The sequence below is a fragment of the Nocardia goodfellowii genome (genome assembly GCF_017875645.1).
Taxonomy (GTDB): Bacteria; Actinomycetota; Actinomycetes; order Mycobacteriales; family Mycobacteriaceae; genus Nocardia; species Nocardia goodfellowii.
In genome coordinates this window covers 7,425,137-7,438,970 of sequence record NZ_JAGGMR010000001.1, presented here as the reverse complement: position 1 = coordinate 7,438,970, position 13,834 = coordinate 7,425,137, and the positions used below count along the sequence as shown (strand labels likewise).

The window sequence follows — 13,834 nt, the reverse complement described above, 5'->3', positions numbered from 1 at the left end:
GTTTATTCACTGGGCCGTGTCAGTGGCCCGCGTTAGAATTTCCTCACACGAAACAGCTGTCGAGACCGGAAAGCAGGCTGTAGCGACTTTTGCGAACACAAGGCGAGATCGGCGACCCAACCAACCCCACCGCAGGCTCGCGCTCACCCGCCCCGTCGGCTGCGCCTCCTGCCATCCCCCGTGGTGCCGGCGACAACGGTTCGGCCCCCGCGCCGCGTACCGTGCGCTCCAGCATCGATCTCGCGCCGGAATCGGTGTTCCCATTCCTTGGCTCGGCCGACCAGAATTTGCGTGAGCTCGAGCAGTTGCTCGATGCCGACATCCATGTCCGCGGCAACGCGGTCACCCTCACCGGCCGGGCGGCCGATGTGGCGCTGGCCGAACGGGTCATCGAGCAGCTCGTCGCGCTCACCGGTCGCAACCGGGTGGTGACGCCGGAAGCGGTGCGGCACACGGTTTCCATGCTCACCGAGGGCTCCTCGGATTCTCCGGCCGAGGTGCTGAGCCTGGACATCCTGTCCCGGCGCGGCAAGACCATCCGGCCCAAGACGCTGAACCAGAAGCGCTATGTCGACATGATCGACGCCAACACCATCGTCTTCGGCATCGGTCCGGCCGGCACCGGTAAGACCTACCTGGCGATGGCCAAGGCGGTGCAGGCGCTGCAGGCCAAGCAGGTCACCCGGATCATCCTCACCCGCCCCGCGGTGGAGGCCGGCGAGCGGCTGGGCTTTCTGCCCGGCACGCTCAACGAGAAGATCGATCCCTACCTGCGCCCGCTCTACGACGCGCTGCACGACATGATGGACCCGGAAGCCATCCCGAAGCTGATGGCCGCGGGCGTCATCGAGGTGGCCCCCCTCGCCTATATGCGCGGCCGCAGCCTCAACGACGCGTTCATCATCCTCGACGAAGCGCAGAACACCACCGCCGAGCAGATGAAGATGTTCCTCACCCGCCTCGGCTTCGGCTCCAAAATGGTTGTGACCGGCGATATCAGCCAGGTCGATCTGCCCGGTGGCGCTCGCTCCGGCCTCCGTGCCGCCAGCGAGATCCTCACCGATATCGACGACATCGCCTTCGCCGAACTCACCTCGAGCGATGTCGTGCGGCACCGTCTGGTGTCCGACATCGTCGACGCCTACGACCGTCACGAAGCCGAAACCCGCCCTGCCGTCGGTCAGCACTATCCCGGCAATCGCGCGCAGCGGCGCGCCGCCGGCCGCACCGACCGCCGGTAGCCAGCGGCTACCCAGCATGAGGGCGCCCGCGAGCCGGGCGCCATCGCTGTATACGCGGCGTTCTCGACATGGACGGCGGGGTGTGCCGCGAGCCGGGGGAGCTGCCCGGGTGGGGAGCGAATACCCTGTTCAGGTGAGCATTGAGATCGCCAACGAGTCGGGTGTCGACGTTCCCGAAGAAGAGCTGGTCAGTGTCGCGCGGTTTGTGATCGGGCGGATGGATGTGCATCCTGCGGCGGAGCTGTCGATGGTGCTGGTCGATCTCGACACCATGGCGGATCTGCATATGCGGTGGATGGATCTGCCGGGACCGACCGATGTGATGTCGTTCCCGATGGACGAGCTGGAGCCGGGCGGGCGCCCGGACAGTCCGGAGCCGGGGCCGTCGATGCTCGGCGACATCGTGTTGTGCCCGGAGTTCGCGGCCGCGCAGGCGCGCAAGGCGGGGCATTCGCTCGATCACGAGCTGGCGCTGCTGACCGTGCACGGTGTGCTGCATCTGCTCGGGTACGACCATGCCGAACCTGAGGAGGAGAAGGAGATGTTCGCGCTGCAGGCGCGACTGCTCGAAGAGTGGTACGAGAGTCTGCGGGAGGCGCGGGTGCGGGCCGAACTCGCCGAACGGGACGCGCAGTTGCTCGGCAAGGCCGGCTTCACCGCACCGGGTGACGATCTAGGCGCTCCGTGAGTTCACTGACCCAGATCGTTCTGGCGGTTCTACTCGTCCCGTTGGGTGGGCTGTTCGCCGGTGTCGACGCGGCGCTGAACACGATCTCCCCGGCCCGCCTGGACGATATGGTGCGCGCCGAACGCCCCGGCGCGATCAGGTTGCGCCGCATCGTGGACGATCGCGCCCGGTACGTGAATCTCATGGTGCTGCTGCGCATCCTGTGCGAGATCGGCGCCACCGTGCTGCTCGCCGCGGCGCTGATCGGCATGATCAGTCAGGGCTGGGCGCTGCTGATCACCGCCACGGTGATGGTGCTGGTGGACTATGTCGTGATCGGTGTCGGCCCGCGTACGCTCGGCCGTCAGCACGCCTACACCCTGGCGCTGGCCTCGGCGCTGGCGTTGCAGTTCATCGGCATGATCCTGGGCCCGGTGAGCCGCTTGCTGATCCTCATCGGTAACGCGCTCACTCCGGGTAAGGGCTTCCGCAACGGGCCCTTCGCCTCGGAGATCGAATTGCGCGAGGTGGTGGAGATGGCCAGCGAGCGCGGCGTGGTCGCCGACGACGAACGCCGCATGATCCAGTCGGTCTTCGAACTGGGCGACACCTCCGCGCGTGAGGTGATGGTGCCCCGCACGGAGATGGTCTGGATCGAGCAGGACAAGACCGCCGCGCAGGCGATGTCGCTCGCGGTGCGCAGCGGCCACTCCCGGATCCCGGTGATCGGCGAGAACGTGGACGACATCCAGGGCGTGGTCTACCTGAAAGACCTTGTGCCCTATGCGGATCGAAGCCGGCAGGTGCGTGTCGGGGAGGTGATGCGCCCGGCGGTGTTCATGCCCGACTCGAAACCGCTGGACGATCTGCTCGACGAAATGCAGCGCCGCCGCAACCATATGGCGCTGCTGGTCGACGAATACGGCGGCATCGCCGGGCTGGTAACCATCGAGGACGTGCTCGAGGAGATCGTCGGAGAGATCGCCGACGAGTACGACACCGATGAGACCCCGCCGGTAGAAGACCTGGGCGACGGCCGTTTTCGCGTTTCGGCCCGGCTCTCGGTGGACGATCTGGCCGAGCTGTACGGGCTGGAGATCGAGGAGGAGGACGTCGACACCGTCGGCGGCCTGCTCGCGCACGCCCTGGGCCGGGTGCCGCTGCCGGGTTCCCAGGTCGAGGTGCACGGTCTGGTGCTGCGCGGCGAGGGCCATGCGGACGGGCGAGGACGGATGCGGGTGCACACGGTCGAGGTGCGCCAGGTCCCGCGGAAAACCGACGGCGCGGAGCCGAATGGCGAGGCGCCGGAATACGACGAGGATGGAGACACTGATGACTGAATTGGACGACGAGGACAGCAAACTGCTGGTGCTGGCCCGTGGTGCGCTCGCCCGTACCGGCGGTGCGAGCGGTGCCGCGGTCCGCGACACCGACGGCCGCACCTACGCCGCCGGTGAGGTCGGGCTGCGGGCGCTGCGGCTGACCGCTCTGCAGGCCGCGGTCGCGGCCGCGATCTCCAGTGGCGCGGAGGGTTTCGAGGCCGCCGTGGTGGTCGGCGGACGGTTGTCCGACAGCGGCGTCACCGCGGTGCGTGAGGTTTCCGCGGAGGCCAGGATCGTGTTCACCGACAAGGACGGCGCCGTCTTCGAGATCGTCGACGACGGTGCCGAGGTGTCCCATGGCTGACGCCCCCGGGCCCGAATTCCGTTCCGGCTTCGTCTGTTTCGTGGGTCGTCCGAACACCGGCAAGTCGACGCTGACCAATGCCATGGTCGGCGCGAAGATCGCGATCACCTCCTCGCGTCCGCAGACCACCCGGCACACTATCCGCGGCATCGTGCACCGCGCGAACTATCAGCTGATCCTGGTGGACACCCCGGGCCTGCACCGTCCCCGGACACTGCTCGGTCAGCACCTGAACGATCTTGTGCGCGATACCTATTCGGAAGTCGACGTGGTCGCGCTGTGCATTCCGGCGGACGAGAAGATCGGCCCGGGCGATCGCTGGATCGTGGAGCAGATCCGGCAGGTGGCGCCGAAGACGACGCTGCTGGGCGTGGTCACCAAGATCGACAAGGTGTCCCGCGACGAGGTCGCCGGACAGTTGATGGCGGTTTCCCGGTTGCTCGGCGAGAACGCCGACGTGGTTCCGGTGTCGGCGGTGCAGGGTGCGCAGGTCGATATCCTGGCCGATGTCATCGCGTCGAAAATGCCGGAGGGCCCGGCTTTCTACCCTGACGGCGAGCTCACCGACGAGCCGGAGGAAACCCTCATGGCCGAGCTCATCCGCGAGGCCGCGCTGGAGGGCGTGCGCGATGAACTGCCGCACTCGCTGGCCGTGGTCATCGAGGAGATCGTCCCGCGTGAGCGTGAGGACGAGGAGCCGGCCCCCGGGCGCGAGAAGCCGCTCAAGGAACTGCTCGACGTGCACGCCAATCTCTATGTGGAACGTCCCAGTCAGAAGGCCATCGTGATCGGCAAGGGCGGTGCGCGGCTCAAAGAGGTCGGCACCAACGCGCGCAAGCAGATCGAGAGCATTTTCGGCACGCGTATCTATCTGCACCTGCACGTGAAGGTCGCCAAGGATTGGCAGCGCGACCCGAAGCAGTTGCGCAAGCTCGGCTTCTGACGTCTCGTTGTGCGCCCGGCTGCGGTGTTCGCGCAGGTGCGGTGCACAACGGGCGAGTTCCGCGCTCTCCGCGGACGGGCTGTCCGGCCTCGAATGTTCTTGTAACGTAAGGGGTTCTCGACGCTCTGCCCAGGGGAGGAGGCCATGGTGCCGGGTCCGAACGATATCGGCAAGCTCCAGACGCTCTTGCGGACGCTGTACGTGCCCGCGGAGAAGCCCCGGGTACTGCGGACTCTGCTGAGCGGCCGGCGGCGGTTGCCCCGCCCGCTGGTGTGCCTGGTCGGCCCCGCGGCGAACAGCGATCTCATGCGGGAGCTCCACCAGTGGCTGGGTGAGTCGGGCGGCCGCCGCGCCGTTCCGCGAGCCCGCGCCGAATTGCACCTGCTCGGCGAGGATTCGATCATCCCCGGGCGGGCCGCTGGGCCCGCCGCGACCAGCACGGAAGCGACCGGTCCCGAAATGGCCGAGCACTGTCTGCCGATTCTGCAGCGGCTGGTGGAAAGCTTCTCGCGCGACGACACCGCCATGGGCCCGATCGCTTTTCCGCGCTACCGCACCGCGGATTGGCTGACCCGCCAGCGCATCACCACCGAGGAGACCGAGGCCGCGGTCGAGCTCCGGACTCGGCTGCCACGGTTGCTGCGGCTGGGTTCGCGCGATTTCGACGCCGGCAACGAGGGCGGCGATTGGATCACCCGCCTGGTCTTCGGCGTCCTGGCGCTGTGGCCGATCCTGCGCCTGTGGATGTGGATCAGCGGGCGCGTGCCCGGATTGTCCAAGGAAACGCGCTGGTTCATGCACCAGCGGTACATGGCGCCCGAATTGTCGGACAGCTTCCTGGGATTCGCGACCCGGCTGACCGTGCCGCTGCGCAACGACGAGAACGCGGACCAGGTGGCCAAACTCCTGGTGCACGCCTTCCTGGAAGACCTGCGCGACGCCTACACCAAGCGGATCTGGCGTCCGTCGAGCTGGCGGCGCACGGCCTTTCCGGTGGCACTGCTGGACACTGTCAGCGTGGGCAGCAACGGCGCGGAACTGCTGCGCCGCATCAACGACATCCGCAACGAGACCGGGATCTTCGATCCGCTGGTGGTGGTCGCGGTGCTCGATTACGACCCCCGCGATCTGACGCCGGCGCTGCCGGTTCACCCGCTGAGCGGCGTCGGCGAACCGCGCAGGGGTGACGATCTGGAAAGCCTCGCACTGAGCACGGCTTCTGGTTCGGAGACCGATCCGCTGCGGCAGTGGGTACGGGGTATCGACAACAACCGGACCAACCGTTCCGCCGATGCCTGGTTCCTGCTGCTGGAACTGCCGGATCCGGTGGAAGGCCGGATCGGTGATGCGCACCGGACGCATCTCGCGGTGCCGCCCGCACCGCCCTTGGCGGCCCGCAAATGGTTCGTCGCCAGTTGTGTACTGGTGCCGGTGGCGGTGCTGGTGGCGGCCGCGCTGGTCTATGTGCCCCCGCTGCGGGGCGCGCCGTGTTCGCATTGGCCGTGGACCTCCGGCATCGCGGTGGCCGAGCGCGACGATGAGTGCGTCGGTTACAGCGACAACGACCGGCAGCTCTTCGCCGACGACAAGGAACTGGCGGCGATGCAGCACGAGGTGTTCCGGCAGAACAAGGTCGCGGCCGACGTCCGCCGCGACAACCCGCGCAGGCCGTTGGTCTCGCTCGTCTACTTCGCCGGAATCAGCTACGCGGACAGCAATATCCGGTATCCGCATGCCCAGATGCAGGAGCTGGCGGGCTTGGCGGTGCGGCAGCGGCGCGCGATCCTCGCACCCGATGAGTCGGAGCCGTTGCTGCGCATCATCATCGCCAACGGCGGGTCGGAGATGCGCCATGCGTCCTGGGTGGTCGACACCATGCTGGCCGACCTGGTCGGCAAGGATTCCAGCATCCTGGGTGTGGTCGGCATGGACCGCAGCACGGCCGAAACCGCCAAGGCGATCGGCAAACTCGGTGATCTGGGCGTGCCCGTCGTCGCCACCACCCTGTCGGCGGACGGCCTCGAGGCCACCTCGCCGATGTACTTCCAGGTGGTGCCGAGCAACCGCACCCAGGCCCGGCTGGTCGCGGACTATGTCGAGGGCACCCGCTATCCGGACGGCACCCCGAAAGCCGGTCAGCGGCGGTACAACCGAGTGCTGATCTACTACCCGAAGGCCACCGACGACGTCTACGTCACCACGCTGGTGGACGATCTGAACCAGGAGCTCGACCGGCGGGGCGTGCCCAAGGACAGCCGGAGCTGGGCAGCGCAGCGTGAGCTGTACGGTTTCCCCGCGCCGTGCGAGACGCCGGGATTCGACCCCGAGACCCTGCTGTTCTTCGCCGGGCGCAACGACGATTTCGCCACCTTCGGCAACGCCGTCACCCGGGGCTGCACGGAGGCGCCCGCCATCCTCGGCGCCGACACCGTCACCCGGCTCATCGCCGACCCGAAGGCGATGGCGGCGCTACCGGCCAGCCTCACCGTGCGCTATGTCGCCAAGGCCGTCCCGGTGATCCTCGGCGGCGCGGAATGCGTGCGCGGCAACGGCAACTACGGCGAAGAATCCGGCAGCCTGGACTTTCAGGAGCTCTGCGGCGAATTGGCAAGGCTCATCGAGGATCTCGCCGGGTACCCGGACTTGGCGGCCTACCAGCCGGCCTGGCCCGGCGACCGGACCGGACTGGCCTACGACGTCGCCGGGGTGCTGTTGCAGGCGGTCCGGACCAATCGCGCCCGGCCGGAGCGCACCGGGGACGGCCTCAATCGCGCCGCGATCGCGCTGCAACTGCGCGGCGCGGACTACAACGGTGTCACCGGCGTACTGCACTTCTCCACCAGCCGGGTCGCCGACGGGTCCACCATCGGTGTCCTGGTCGCCACCGGCGTCCGGAAGGCCGGTCAGCAGCAACAATGCCTGTTGATGTACCCGCACGTGGCGGGCCGTGGACCGGACGGCTGCCCGAAGGGCACCAAGAGCCCGCTCGAGACCTGGACGCCGCCGGGGCGGTGAGGTCTCACCACCAGGGTTCGGGGCGGTGACGGTCCCAGCGCAGTTCTGATTCCAGCTGTGCCGCAACGGAAATCAGGAGCGGTTCGGCGCTCGCGGTACCCATGAGCTGAGCGCCCACCGGCAGGCCCGCTTCGGTGAATCCGGCCGGCACGTTCACGCTCGGCCAGCCCAGGACGTTCCACGGCCAGGTGTACGGACACGCGGCGGTGATGAGGTTGTTGGTGGCGTTGAAGCCGATGCCGTCGATGTCCTCCGCCCGGGGCGGCGGTGTGGCGGTGGTCGGCGCGAGGACCAGATCGTAGTCGTCGAAGAAGCCGCCGATTCGCTTGTGCAGCAAGGGTTCCGCCTGCCGGGCCGCGAACAGTGCGGGACCGTCGAGGAGCCGCCCGAGCAGCACGTTGGTGCGGGTGCGGGGATCGACCGCGGCCCCGGGCATTCGGCTGTACATCGAGCGGATACCGCTCATCGACCGCGGGAGGAAGGACGCGCCGATCAGCAGACCGTAATGCAGGTCGGCGATGGTGACCGAGTGACCGAGCTTGCGCAGGGCCGCGGCCAGTCGCCGGGTGGCGGCTTCGACTTCCGGGTCGAGCGCGGTCTTGGTGGCGGTGAACGGGATTCGCAGCGACAACGCGATGCGCAAGCGCCCGGGATCGCGCCCGACCGCGTCGGTGGCGCTGATCGGTTCGGGGGTGTGCCGGTCGCCGGCGTGCGGACCGGCGGCCGCGTCCAGCAGCAGCGCGGCGTCGGCCACGGTGCGGGCGAGCGGTCCGTGCACGGTGAGCCCTTGGAAAGCTTCGGCTTCCGGCCAGGTCGAGATCCGGCCGCGCTGCGGCTTGATGCCGACCAGGTTGGTCCAGGCGGCGGGAATGCGCACCGAGCCCGCGCCGTCGGAACCCAGTGCGGCAGGCACCAATCCGGCGGCGACGGCCGCGGCCGAGCCGCCCGAGGAGCCGCCGGGGGTGCGCTCGGCGGCCCACGGGTTACGGGTGTGGCCGAAGGCGGCGCCGCTGGTGAACGGCAGTTGGCCGAGTTCACAGGTGTTGGTCTTACCGACGATGACCGCGCCCGCCGCGCGCAGCCGGCGCACCACCTCGGCATCCTCGATCTTCGGCTCGAACTCACCGCCGCAGCCGAAAGCCGTTGGCTCACCGGCGATATCGGTGTCGTCCTTGACCGCGATCGGTACGCCGAGCAGCGGAAGTCGCTCGCCCGCCGCGAGCCGCTTGTCGGCGGCCGCGGCTTCGGCGAGTGCGCGTTCGCGGCGCAGCAGACGGAAAGCGTTGAGGCTCGGCTGACTGGCATCGATGCGGTCCAGTGCCGCGGTCACCGCGTCGAGGGAGCTCCGCGCACCGTGTGCGAGGGCCGCCGCGGTGCCGGCCAGCCCGAGTTCGGCGGGTTCGGGGGCCCGGTCGGGGACCGCCGAAAGTCGGCGACGGCTCGGCGCAGTCATGTGAGCTCCCTCTCTTTCCTCCCGATGATACTGAACGGTAACCCCCTTCCTGGTCAACCGTCCACATCTGCTGTCGTGGGTCGAGCGCCGCTGCGCTATAGACATACATACCGTATGTATGTTTAGAATTCGGCGCATGTCAACAGCATTCAGCAGAGGGGAACGACCATGGGAATCAGCGCCGAACTCGGCCCGGTCAAGGAAGTCGCGCTGTCCGGAGGACGCGTTCGATACCACGAGACGGGCGCGGGACCCACAGTCGTGTTCGTGCACGGCGCGCTGGTCAACGCGGACCTGTGGCGCAAGGTGGTGCCCGGGATCGCCGCGGCGGGCTACCGCTGCTTGACGCCGGACTGGCCGCTCGGCGCGCACTCCATCCCCATGCCCGAGGCTGATCTCACGCCCGACGGGATCGCCGGACTGATCGCCGACTTCCTGGTGCGCTTGGACCTCACGGATGTCACCCTCGTCGCCAACGACACCGGCGGCGGCATCACCCAGATCGTGCTGACGCGGCACCCGGAGCGCGTCGGGCGGGTCGTGCTCACCTCGTGCGACGCCTACGAGAACCTGCCACCGTGGCCGTTCAGCCTGTTGCCGCCGCTGGCCCGGATCCCCGGTTCGATGCGGCCGGTGACCGAGTTGATCCGCATCCGGGCGTTGCACCGGCTGCCGATCGTCTTCGGCTGGGTCACCAAACGTCCGGTCCCGCCCGAGATCGCCGATTCGTATCTACTGCCCAGCCGGAACTCGGCCGCCATCCGGAAAGACCTGCGGCGGTTGCTGAAAGATATGCGTCCCCGCTACACCCTGGCGGCCGCCGCCCATTTCGCCGAGGTGCGGCAGCCGGTTTTGCTGGCCTGGGCGCGCGAGGACAAACTGTTCCCGACGTCGCACGCCGAGCGTCTGGCCCGCGAGTTGCCGAACGCCACCTTGAAGTACATCGACGACTCCTATGCCTTCCTTGCCGAAGACCAGCCCGAGTTGCTCACGGCACTGATCCTGGAGTTCACTCGGCTGCATGCCACGCCGTAGCCAGGAGGACCGCTCCCGCAGTACCCGAGCCGCGCTCGAGCAGGCAGGTCGCCGCCTGTTCGCCGAGCGCGGCTTCGCGGGCACCTCGGCGGAGCAACTCGTCGCGGCGGCCGGCGTCACCCGTGGCGCCCTGCACCACCACTACGGTGACAAACGCGGCCTGTTCATCGCGGTGCTCGAACAGCTCGAAGCGGGCAACATGGACGAAGTCCAGACCGCCATCGCCGCCTCCGGCACCGACGACCTGCTCGCCGCGATGGCCGTGGGGCTCAACACTTTCCTGGAAATCTGCCAGCGCCCGGAGATGATCCGCATCGCCCTGCACGACGCCCCGGCTGTGCTCGGCTGGCAGGCCTGGCGCGAACTCGAGGTCCGCCACGGTCTCGGCCTCATCATCCGCCAACTCGAAGCGGCCCGCGACGCGGGCCTGGTCCCCGCCGTCCCCATTCACACCGTCGCCCACCTCTTGCTGGCCGCGATCACCGAAGCAGGCCACCTCGTCGCCCACGCCGCAGACCAGGACGCCGCCCGCCTCGAGGCCCAGCAATCCCTGATGCTCCTGGTCGGCGGGCTACTGCTGCCGCGGTAACGACATCCCGTTCCGACGTAGCGATATTGCGGCGGCTTCCGTCGTGTCGACCGCAATTCGACTGCGTCGCGGCGCCGGCCCTGCCCGAGGGAGGGGTGCAGGCCGCCATCGGGTGATGGCGGCCTGCTGGCTGGGGTGGGGTGGGTTAGGCGGGCACCGGATCCGACTTCGGGGCGGTAGCGGAGGTGGGTGTGGCGCCGCGGGACTTCAGGAAGCCCGCGCCGAGCAGGGCTACCGCGAAGGCGGCCCAGACCAGCAGCACCACAAGGGGTTTCATGGCGCCCGCTCCGTCGAAGAAGGCGACCGAGCGGAACAGGTTGGCGGCGGCCCCCGGCGGGAGCAGTTGGCCGATAGCGCCCCAGGGCTGGGGCAGCATCTCCGGGGCGGAGGTGGCGGCGGAGAAGGGGTTGCCGATCAGGAGCATGAGGAGCGCGCCGAGACCGATACCGGGTTGGCCGATGACGGTGGCCAAGCCGACGATGGTGCCGGCGACCGCGAAGGAGACCAGGCCGGCTACCGCGGACAGGCCGAGGTAGGGGCCAGGAACGATGGACATCCAGCCCTGGATGATCGTCATGCTCAGCAGGCCGCCGACAATGCCGAAGGTAACCAGCCCGGTCAGGCGGCCCGCGACGGTCGGGACGAGCAGGCTGAGCAGGACGCCACCGGCGATGCCGGACATCACCAGGGGCAGCGCCATGGCGCCGAACGCCCCACCCCGCGGATCGTCGGGATCGGCGGCGACCACGTCTTCGACCGCGGCGGCCGGAGTCCCGGCCAGCTGTTGTGCCATGGCCGAGAGTTGCTGGGCGACAGCTGGACTCGCGCCGGAGGCGATGAGCACCCGCGGTGCGCCGCCGCCGGTGACGATGGCCCCGTAGACCTCGCGGTCCTTGATGGCCTGACGGGCCGCGTTCTCGTCGGCGGGGTTGCTGATCTCGAAACCGCCTGGGCTGAACTGATTCAGCTTCTCGGCGACCATCGGGGCTTGCGGCCCGGTGACGGCCAGCGGCAGGTCACGCGGCGCGACATTCGCCGCGGGCCAGGCGAAGGCGATCAACATGAGGGCTTGGATGAGGGCTGCGCCGAAGCCGAGGGCGATGGCCCGCTGCAGGGTATTCATGGGGGTTCTCCCGTAAATCGAATGGTCGTTCTCTTTCGATGGGCTTATCGTCGCGCGGCCCCCGCGCCTTGTCAAGAACGAGTATTCGTTTTATTTTGGAGCGCATGCCCCGAGTCAGCGAAGAACACCTGGAACGCCGCCGTCAGCAAATCTTGGGCGCGGCCCGCACCTGCTTTGCCCGCAAGGGGTTCTACGACACCTCCATGCAGGACGTATTCGCCGAATCCGGGATGTCTGCCGGCGCTGTCTATCGGTATTTCAAGTCGAAGAACGACATCGTGGCGGCGCTGGCAACTCAGACGACAGTGCCGTTGCGGGCCTTGATCACCGAGCAGGTGCGCGCCGAACCGCTGCCCACTCCAGCCGACCTGGTCGGCGCGATCGCCGAACATGTGATCGCGCACAGCGGCCCCGAAGGGATGGTCCGCCTGGCCCCGCAGGCCTGGGCACTGGCCCTGGTCGACCCGGACGCCGGCAGGTACGTCAGAGAAGCGATGACCGGGATCCGCGGTTGCTGGCAGGAGTACGCCGTGCGGATGCGGGATGCGGGCTGGATCCCGGCAGACGCCGACACGGCAGCCGTCGCCGCCGCGATCATCGGCGTGCTGCCCGGGTTCATCTTGCAGCACTTGCTCATCGGCGACGTCTCGGCCGAAACCCTCATGCGAGGCATCCGCACTTTGATGCCCTACGGCGAGACCGAACCCGAGGCCGGATGATGGCCGGCCCTGCGGGAAGGGGCTACGAACTGGGGGCGTGGCGCGGCCTTTTCGGCGTGCCTTCGTGACCTCGGTCGGACTTCAGGGCAGGAGCAATCCTTGGCGAGCACGCCCCGCTCCGGAAAGAACCAGCAGCAGCATGGTGGCAAGCGCCTGGTCGTCGAGACCGGCCGCCGGGAAGGTGTAGCGCAGCATGACATCGGCCAGCTTGTCGTGGCTGATCAGGGTGACCGAGCCGAACTGTAAAGCGCTGTTGCGCTCGGCGACTCGCTTGTGCAGCTGGGGCTTCAGCGGTCGGTCCCAGGCCAGTACGCAGGTGAGGGTGAGTACGTCGAGGCCCGGCGCGAGGCTGACCGCGCGCAGCGAGCAGAGCGCGCCCTCGTACTCGAACCCGAGCGAGCCTTCCGGGTCCACCCGGACATCCACGTCGTAGAGCGACAGACAGGCGCCAGCCCGTGCTTGCAGTTCCTCTTCGGAAGTAGCTGGTGCGTCCATCTCGGTGCCGCCGTTCATTTGGTGCCGCCGAAGCGCCGGTCGCGCTTAGCGTACTCGAGGCAGGCGTCCCACAGGTTGCGCCGGTCGAAGTCGGGGAACAGCGTGGACTGATAGACGAACTCCGCGTACGCCGACTGCCAGAGCAGGAAGTTCGAGCTGCGGAACTCACCGGACGGGCGCAGGAACAGGTCCACATCCGGCATATCCGGTTCGTCCAGGTATTTGGCTACAGTGGCTTCGGTGACCCGCTCCGGATCGAGCTCGCCCGCCGCTACCCGGCGTGCGATTTCCCTTGCCGCATCGGCGATTTCGGCCCGGCCACCGTAGTTGACGCACATCGTCAGCGTCATCACGGTGTTGTCCTTGGTGAGTTCCTCGGCGACTTCGAGTTCCTTGATCACGCTGCGCCACAGCCGCGGTCGCCGCCCCGCCCAGCGCACCCGCACGCCCATCTCGTTCATCTCGTCGCGGCGGCGGCGGATGACGTCGCGATTGAAGCCCATGAGGAAGCGCACTTCGTCGGGGCTGCGCCGCCAGTTCTCGGTGGAGAACGCGTACGCCGACAGCCACTTCACGCCGATCTCGATGCAGCCCTCGACGGCGTCCATCAGCACGGCCTCGCCGCGTTCGTGCCCGGCGGTGCGCGGCAGACCGCGCTCCTGCGCCCAGCGGCCGTTGCCGTCCATCACCAGCGCGACGTGGTTGGGTACCAGTTCCGCGGGAATTTCCGGCGGCGTCGCCCCGGACGGATGCGGCGACGGCGGACGGACGGTGCGCTGACCATTCGAGCGCGCAGTGGTCGGTGCGGAGTCACGGCGGAGGATCACGGCGTCCATCCTGCCTGATGGTTGTGGAGACTTTGCGCCGG

At 68.4% G+C, this 13,834-nt stretch carries 13 protein-coding genes; 9 read left to right on the top strand and 4 right to left on the bottom strand.

Annotated elements, in window-relative coordinates; genetic code table 11:
* Positions 1-173: 173 nt before the first annotated feature.
* The 6 genes from BJ987_RS34495 (at position 174) to BJ987_RS34470 (ending at position 7,552) form a co-directional block, all read left to right on the top strand.
* The gene (locus BJ987_RS34495) at positions 174-1,241 is read left to right on the top strand and encodes a PhoH family protein (protein WP_209899589.1); all 1,068 of its coding nucleotides are present in this window, start codon (positions 174-176) and stop codon (positions 1,239-1,241) included.
* A 133-nt stretch (positions 1,242-1,374) separates the two neighbouring features.
* Positions 1,375-1,929: an rRNA maturation RNase YbeY gene (gene ybeY / locus BJ987_RS34490; RefSeq protein ID WP_209897219.1), complete on the top strand. Its 555-nt coding sequence runs from the start codon at positions 1,375-1,377 to the stop codon at positions 1,927-1,929.
* Positions 1,926-3,248, top strand: a complete 1,323-nt coding sequence (locus BJ987_RS34485; RefSeq protein WP_209897218.1) for a hemolysin family protein — start codon at positions 1,926-1,928, stop codon at positions 3,246-3,248. The genes ybeY and BJ987_RS34485 overlap by 4 nt, the downstream gene beginning before the upstream one ends.
* Complete coding sequence (locus BJ987_RS34480; protein WP_209897217.1) at positions 3,241-3,594, top strand: cytidine deaminase-like protein; 354 nt, start codon at positions 3,241-3,243, stop codon at positions 3,592-3,594. The genes BJ987_RS34485 and BJ987_RS34480 overlap by 8 nt, the downstream gene beginning before the upstream one ends.
* On the top strand, positions 3,587-4,537 hold the full coding sequence (gene era / locus BJ987_RS34475) for a GTPase Era (RefSeq protein ID WP_209897216.1): 951 nt from the start codon (positions 3,587-3,589) through the stop codon (positions 4,535-4,537). Before BJ987_RS34480 ends, era begins: the two co-directional genes overlap by 8 nt.
* A 147-nt stretch (positions 4,538-4,684) precedes the next feature.
* Positions 4,685-7,552 (top strand): ABC transporter substrate-binding protein, encoded by a 2,868-nt coding sequence (locus tag BJ987_RS34470; protein ID WP_443677967.1) that lies wholly within the window; start codon positions 4,685-4,687, stop codon positions 7,550-7,552.
* Between the two features lie 4 nt (positions 7,553-7,556).
* Here the strand turns inward: BJ987_RS34470 and BJ987_RS34465 are convergent, their stop codons facing one another.
* Positions 7,557-9,005, bottom strand: coding sequence for an amidase (locus tag BJ987_RS34465; RefSeq protein ID WP_209897214.1), 1,449 nt, complete (start codon positions 9,003-9,005; stop codon positions 7,557-7,559).
* A 168-nt stretch (positions 9,006-9,173) separates the two neighbouring features.
* Between BJ987_RS34465 and BJ987_RS34460 the strand changes: the two genes are divergently transcribed.
* Together BJ987_RS34460 and BJ987_RS34455 are read left to right on the top strand one after the other, a co-directional pair.
* Entirely contained in the window at positions 9,174-10,040 is an 867-nt protein-coding gene (locus BJ987_RS34460; protein WP_209897213.1) for an alpha/beta fold hydrolase, read from the top strand.
* Positions 10,027-10,629, top strand: coding sequence for a TetR/AcrR family transcriptional regulator (locus BJ987_RS34455; RefSeq protein ID WP_209897212.1), 603 nt, complete (start codon positions 10,027-10,029; stop codon positions 10,627-10,629). The genes BJ987_RS34460 and BJ987_RS34455 overlap by 14 nt, the downstream gene beginning before the upstream one ends.
* Positions 10,630-10,774: 145 nt before the next feature.
* On the opposite strand, the gene BJ987_RS34450 is transcribed toward BJ987_RS34455, so the two are convergent.
* Positions 10,775-11,752, bottom strand: coding sequence for an ABC transporter permease (locus tag BJ987_RS34450; RefSeq protein ID WP_209897211.1), 978 nt, complete (start codon positions 11,750-11,752; stop codon positions 10,775-10,777).
* A 104-nt stretch (positions 11,753-11,856) separates the two neighbouring features.
* On the opposite strand from BJ987_RS34450, the gene BJ987_RS34445 reads away from it, so the two are divergent.
* A complete protein-coding gene (locus tag BJ987_RS34445; protein WP_209897210.1) occupies positions 11,857-12,471 on the top strand; it encodes a TetR/AcrR family transcriptional regulator in 615 nt (204 codons plus the stop codon).
* Positions 12,472-12,552: 81 nt separating this feature from the next.
* Here the strand turns inward: BJ987_RS34445 and BJ987_RS34440 are convergent, their stop codons facing one another.
* Positions 12,553-12,984 carry a YbjN domain-containing protein gene (locus tag BJ987_RS34440; RefSeq protein WP_209897209.1) on the bottom strand — a complete coding sequence of 144 codons (432 nt, stop codon included), beginning with the start codon at positions 12,982-12,984 and terminating at the stop codon, positions 12,553-12,555.
* A complete protein-coding gene (locus tag BJ987_RS34435; RefSeq protein WP_209897208.1) occupies positions 12,981-13,802 on the bottom strand; it encodes an isoprenyl transferase in 822 nt (273 codons plus the stop codon). The genes BJ987_RS34440 and BJ987_RS34435 overlap by 4 nt, the downstream gene beginning before the upstream one ends.
* Positions 13,803-13,834: the final 32 nt, after the last annotated feature.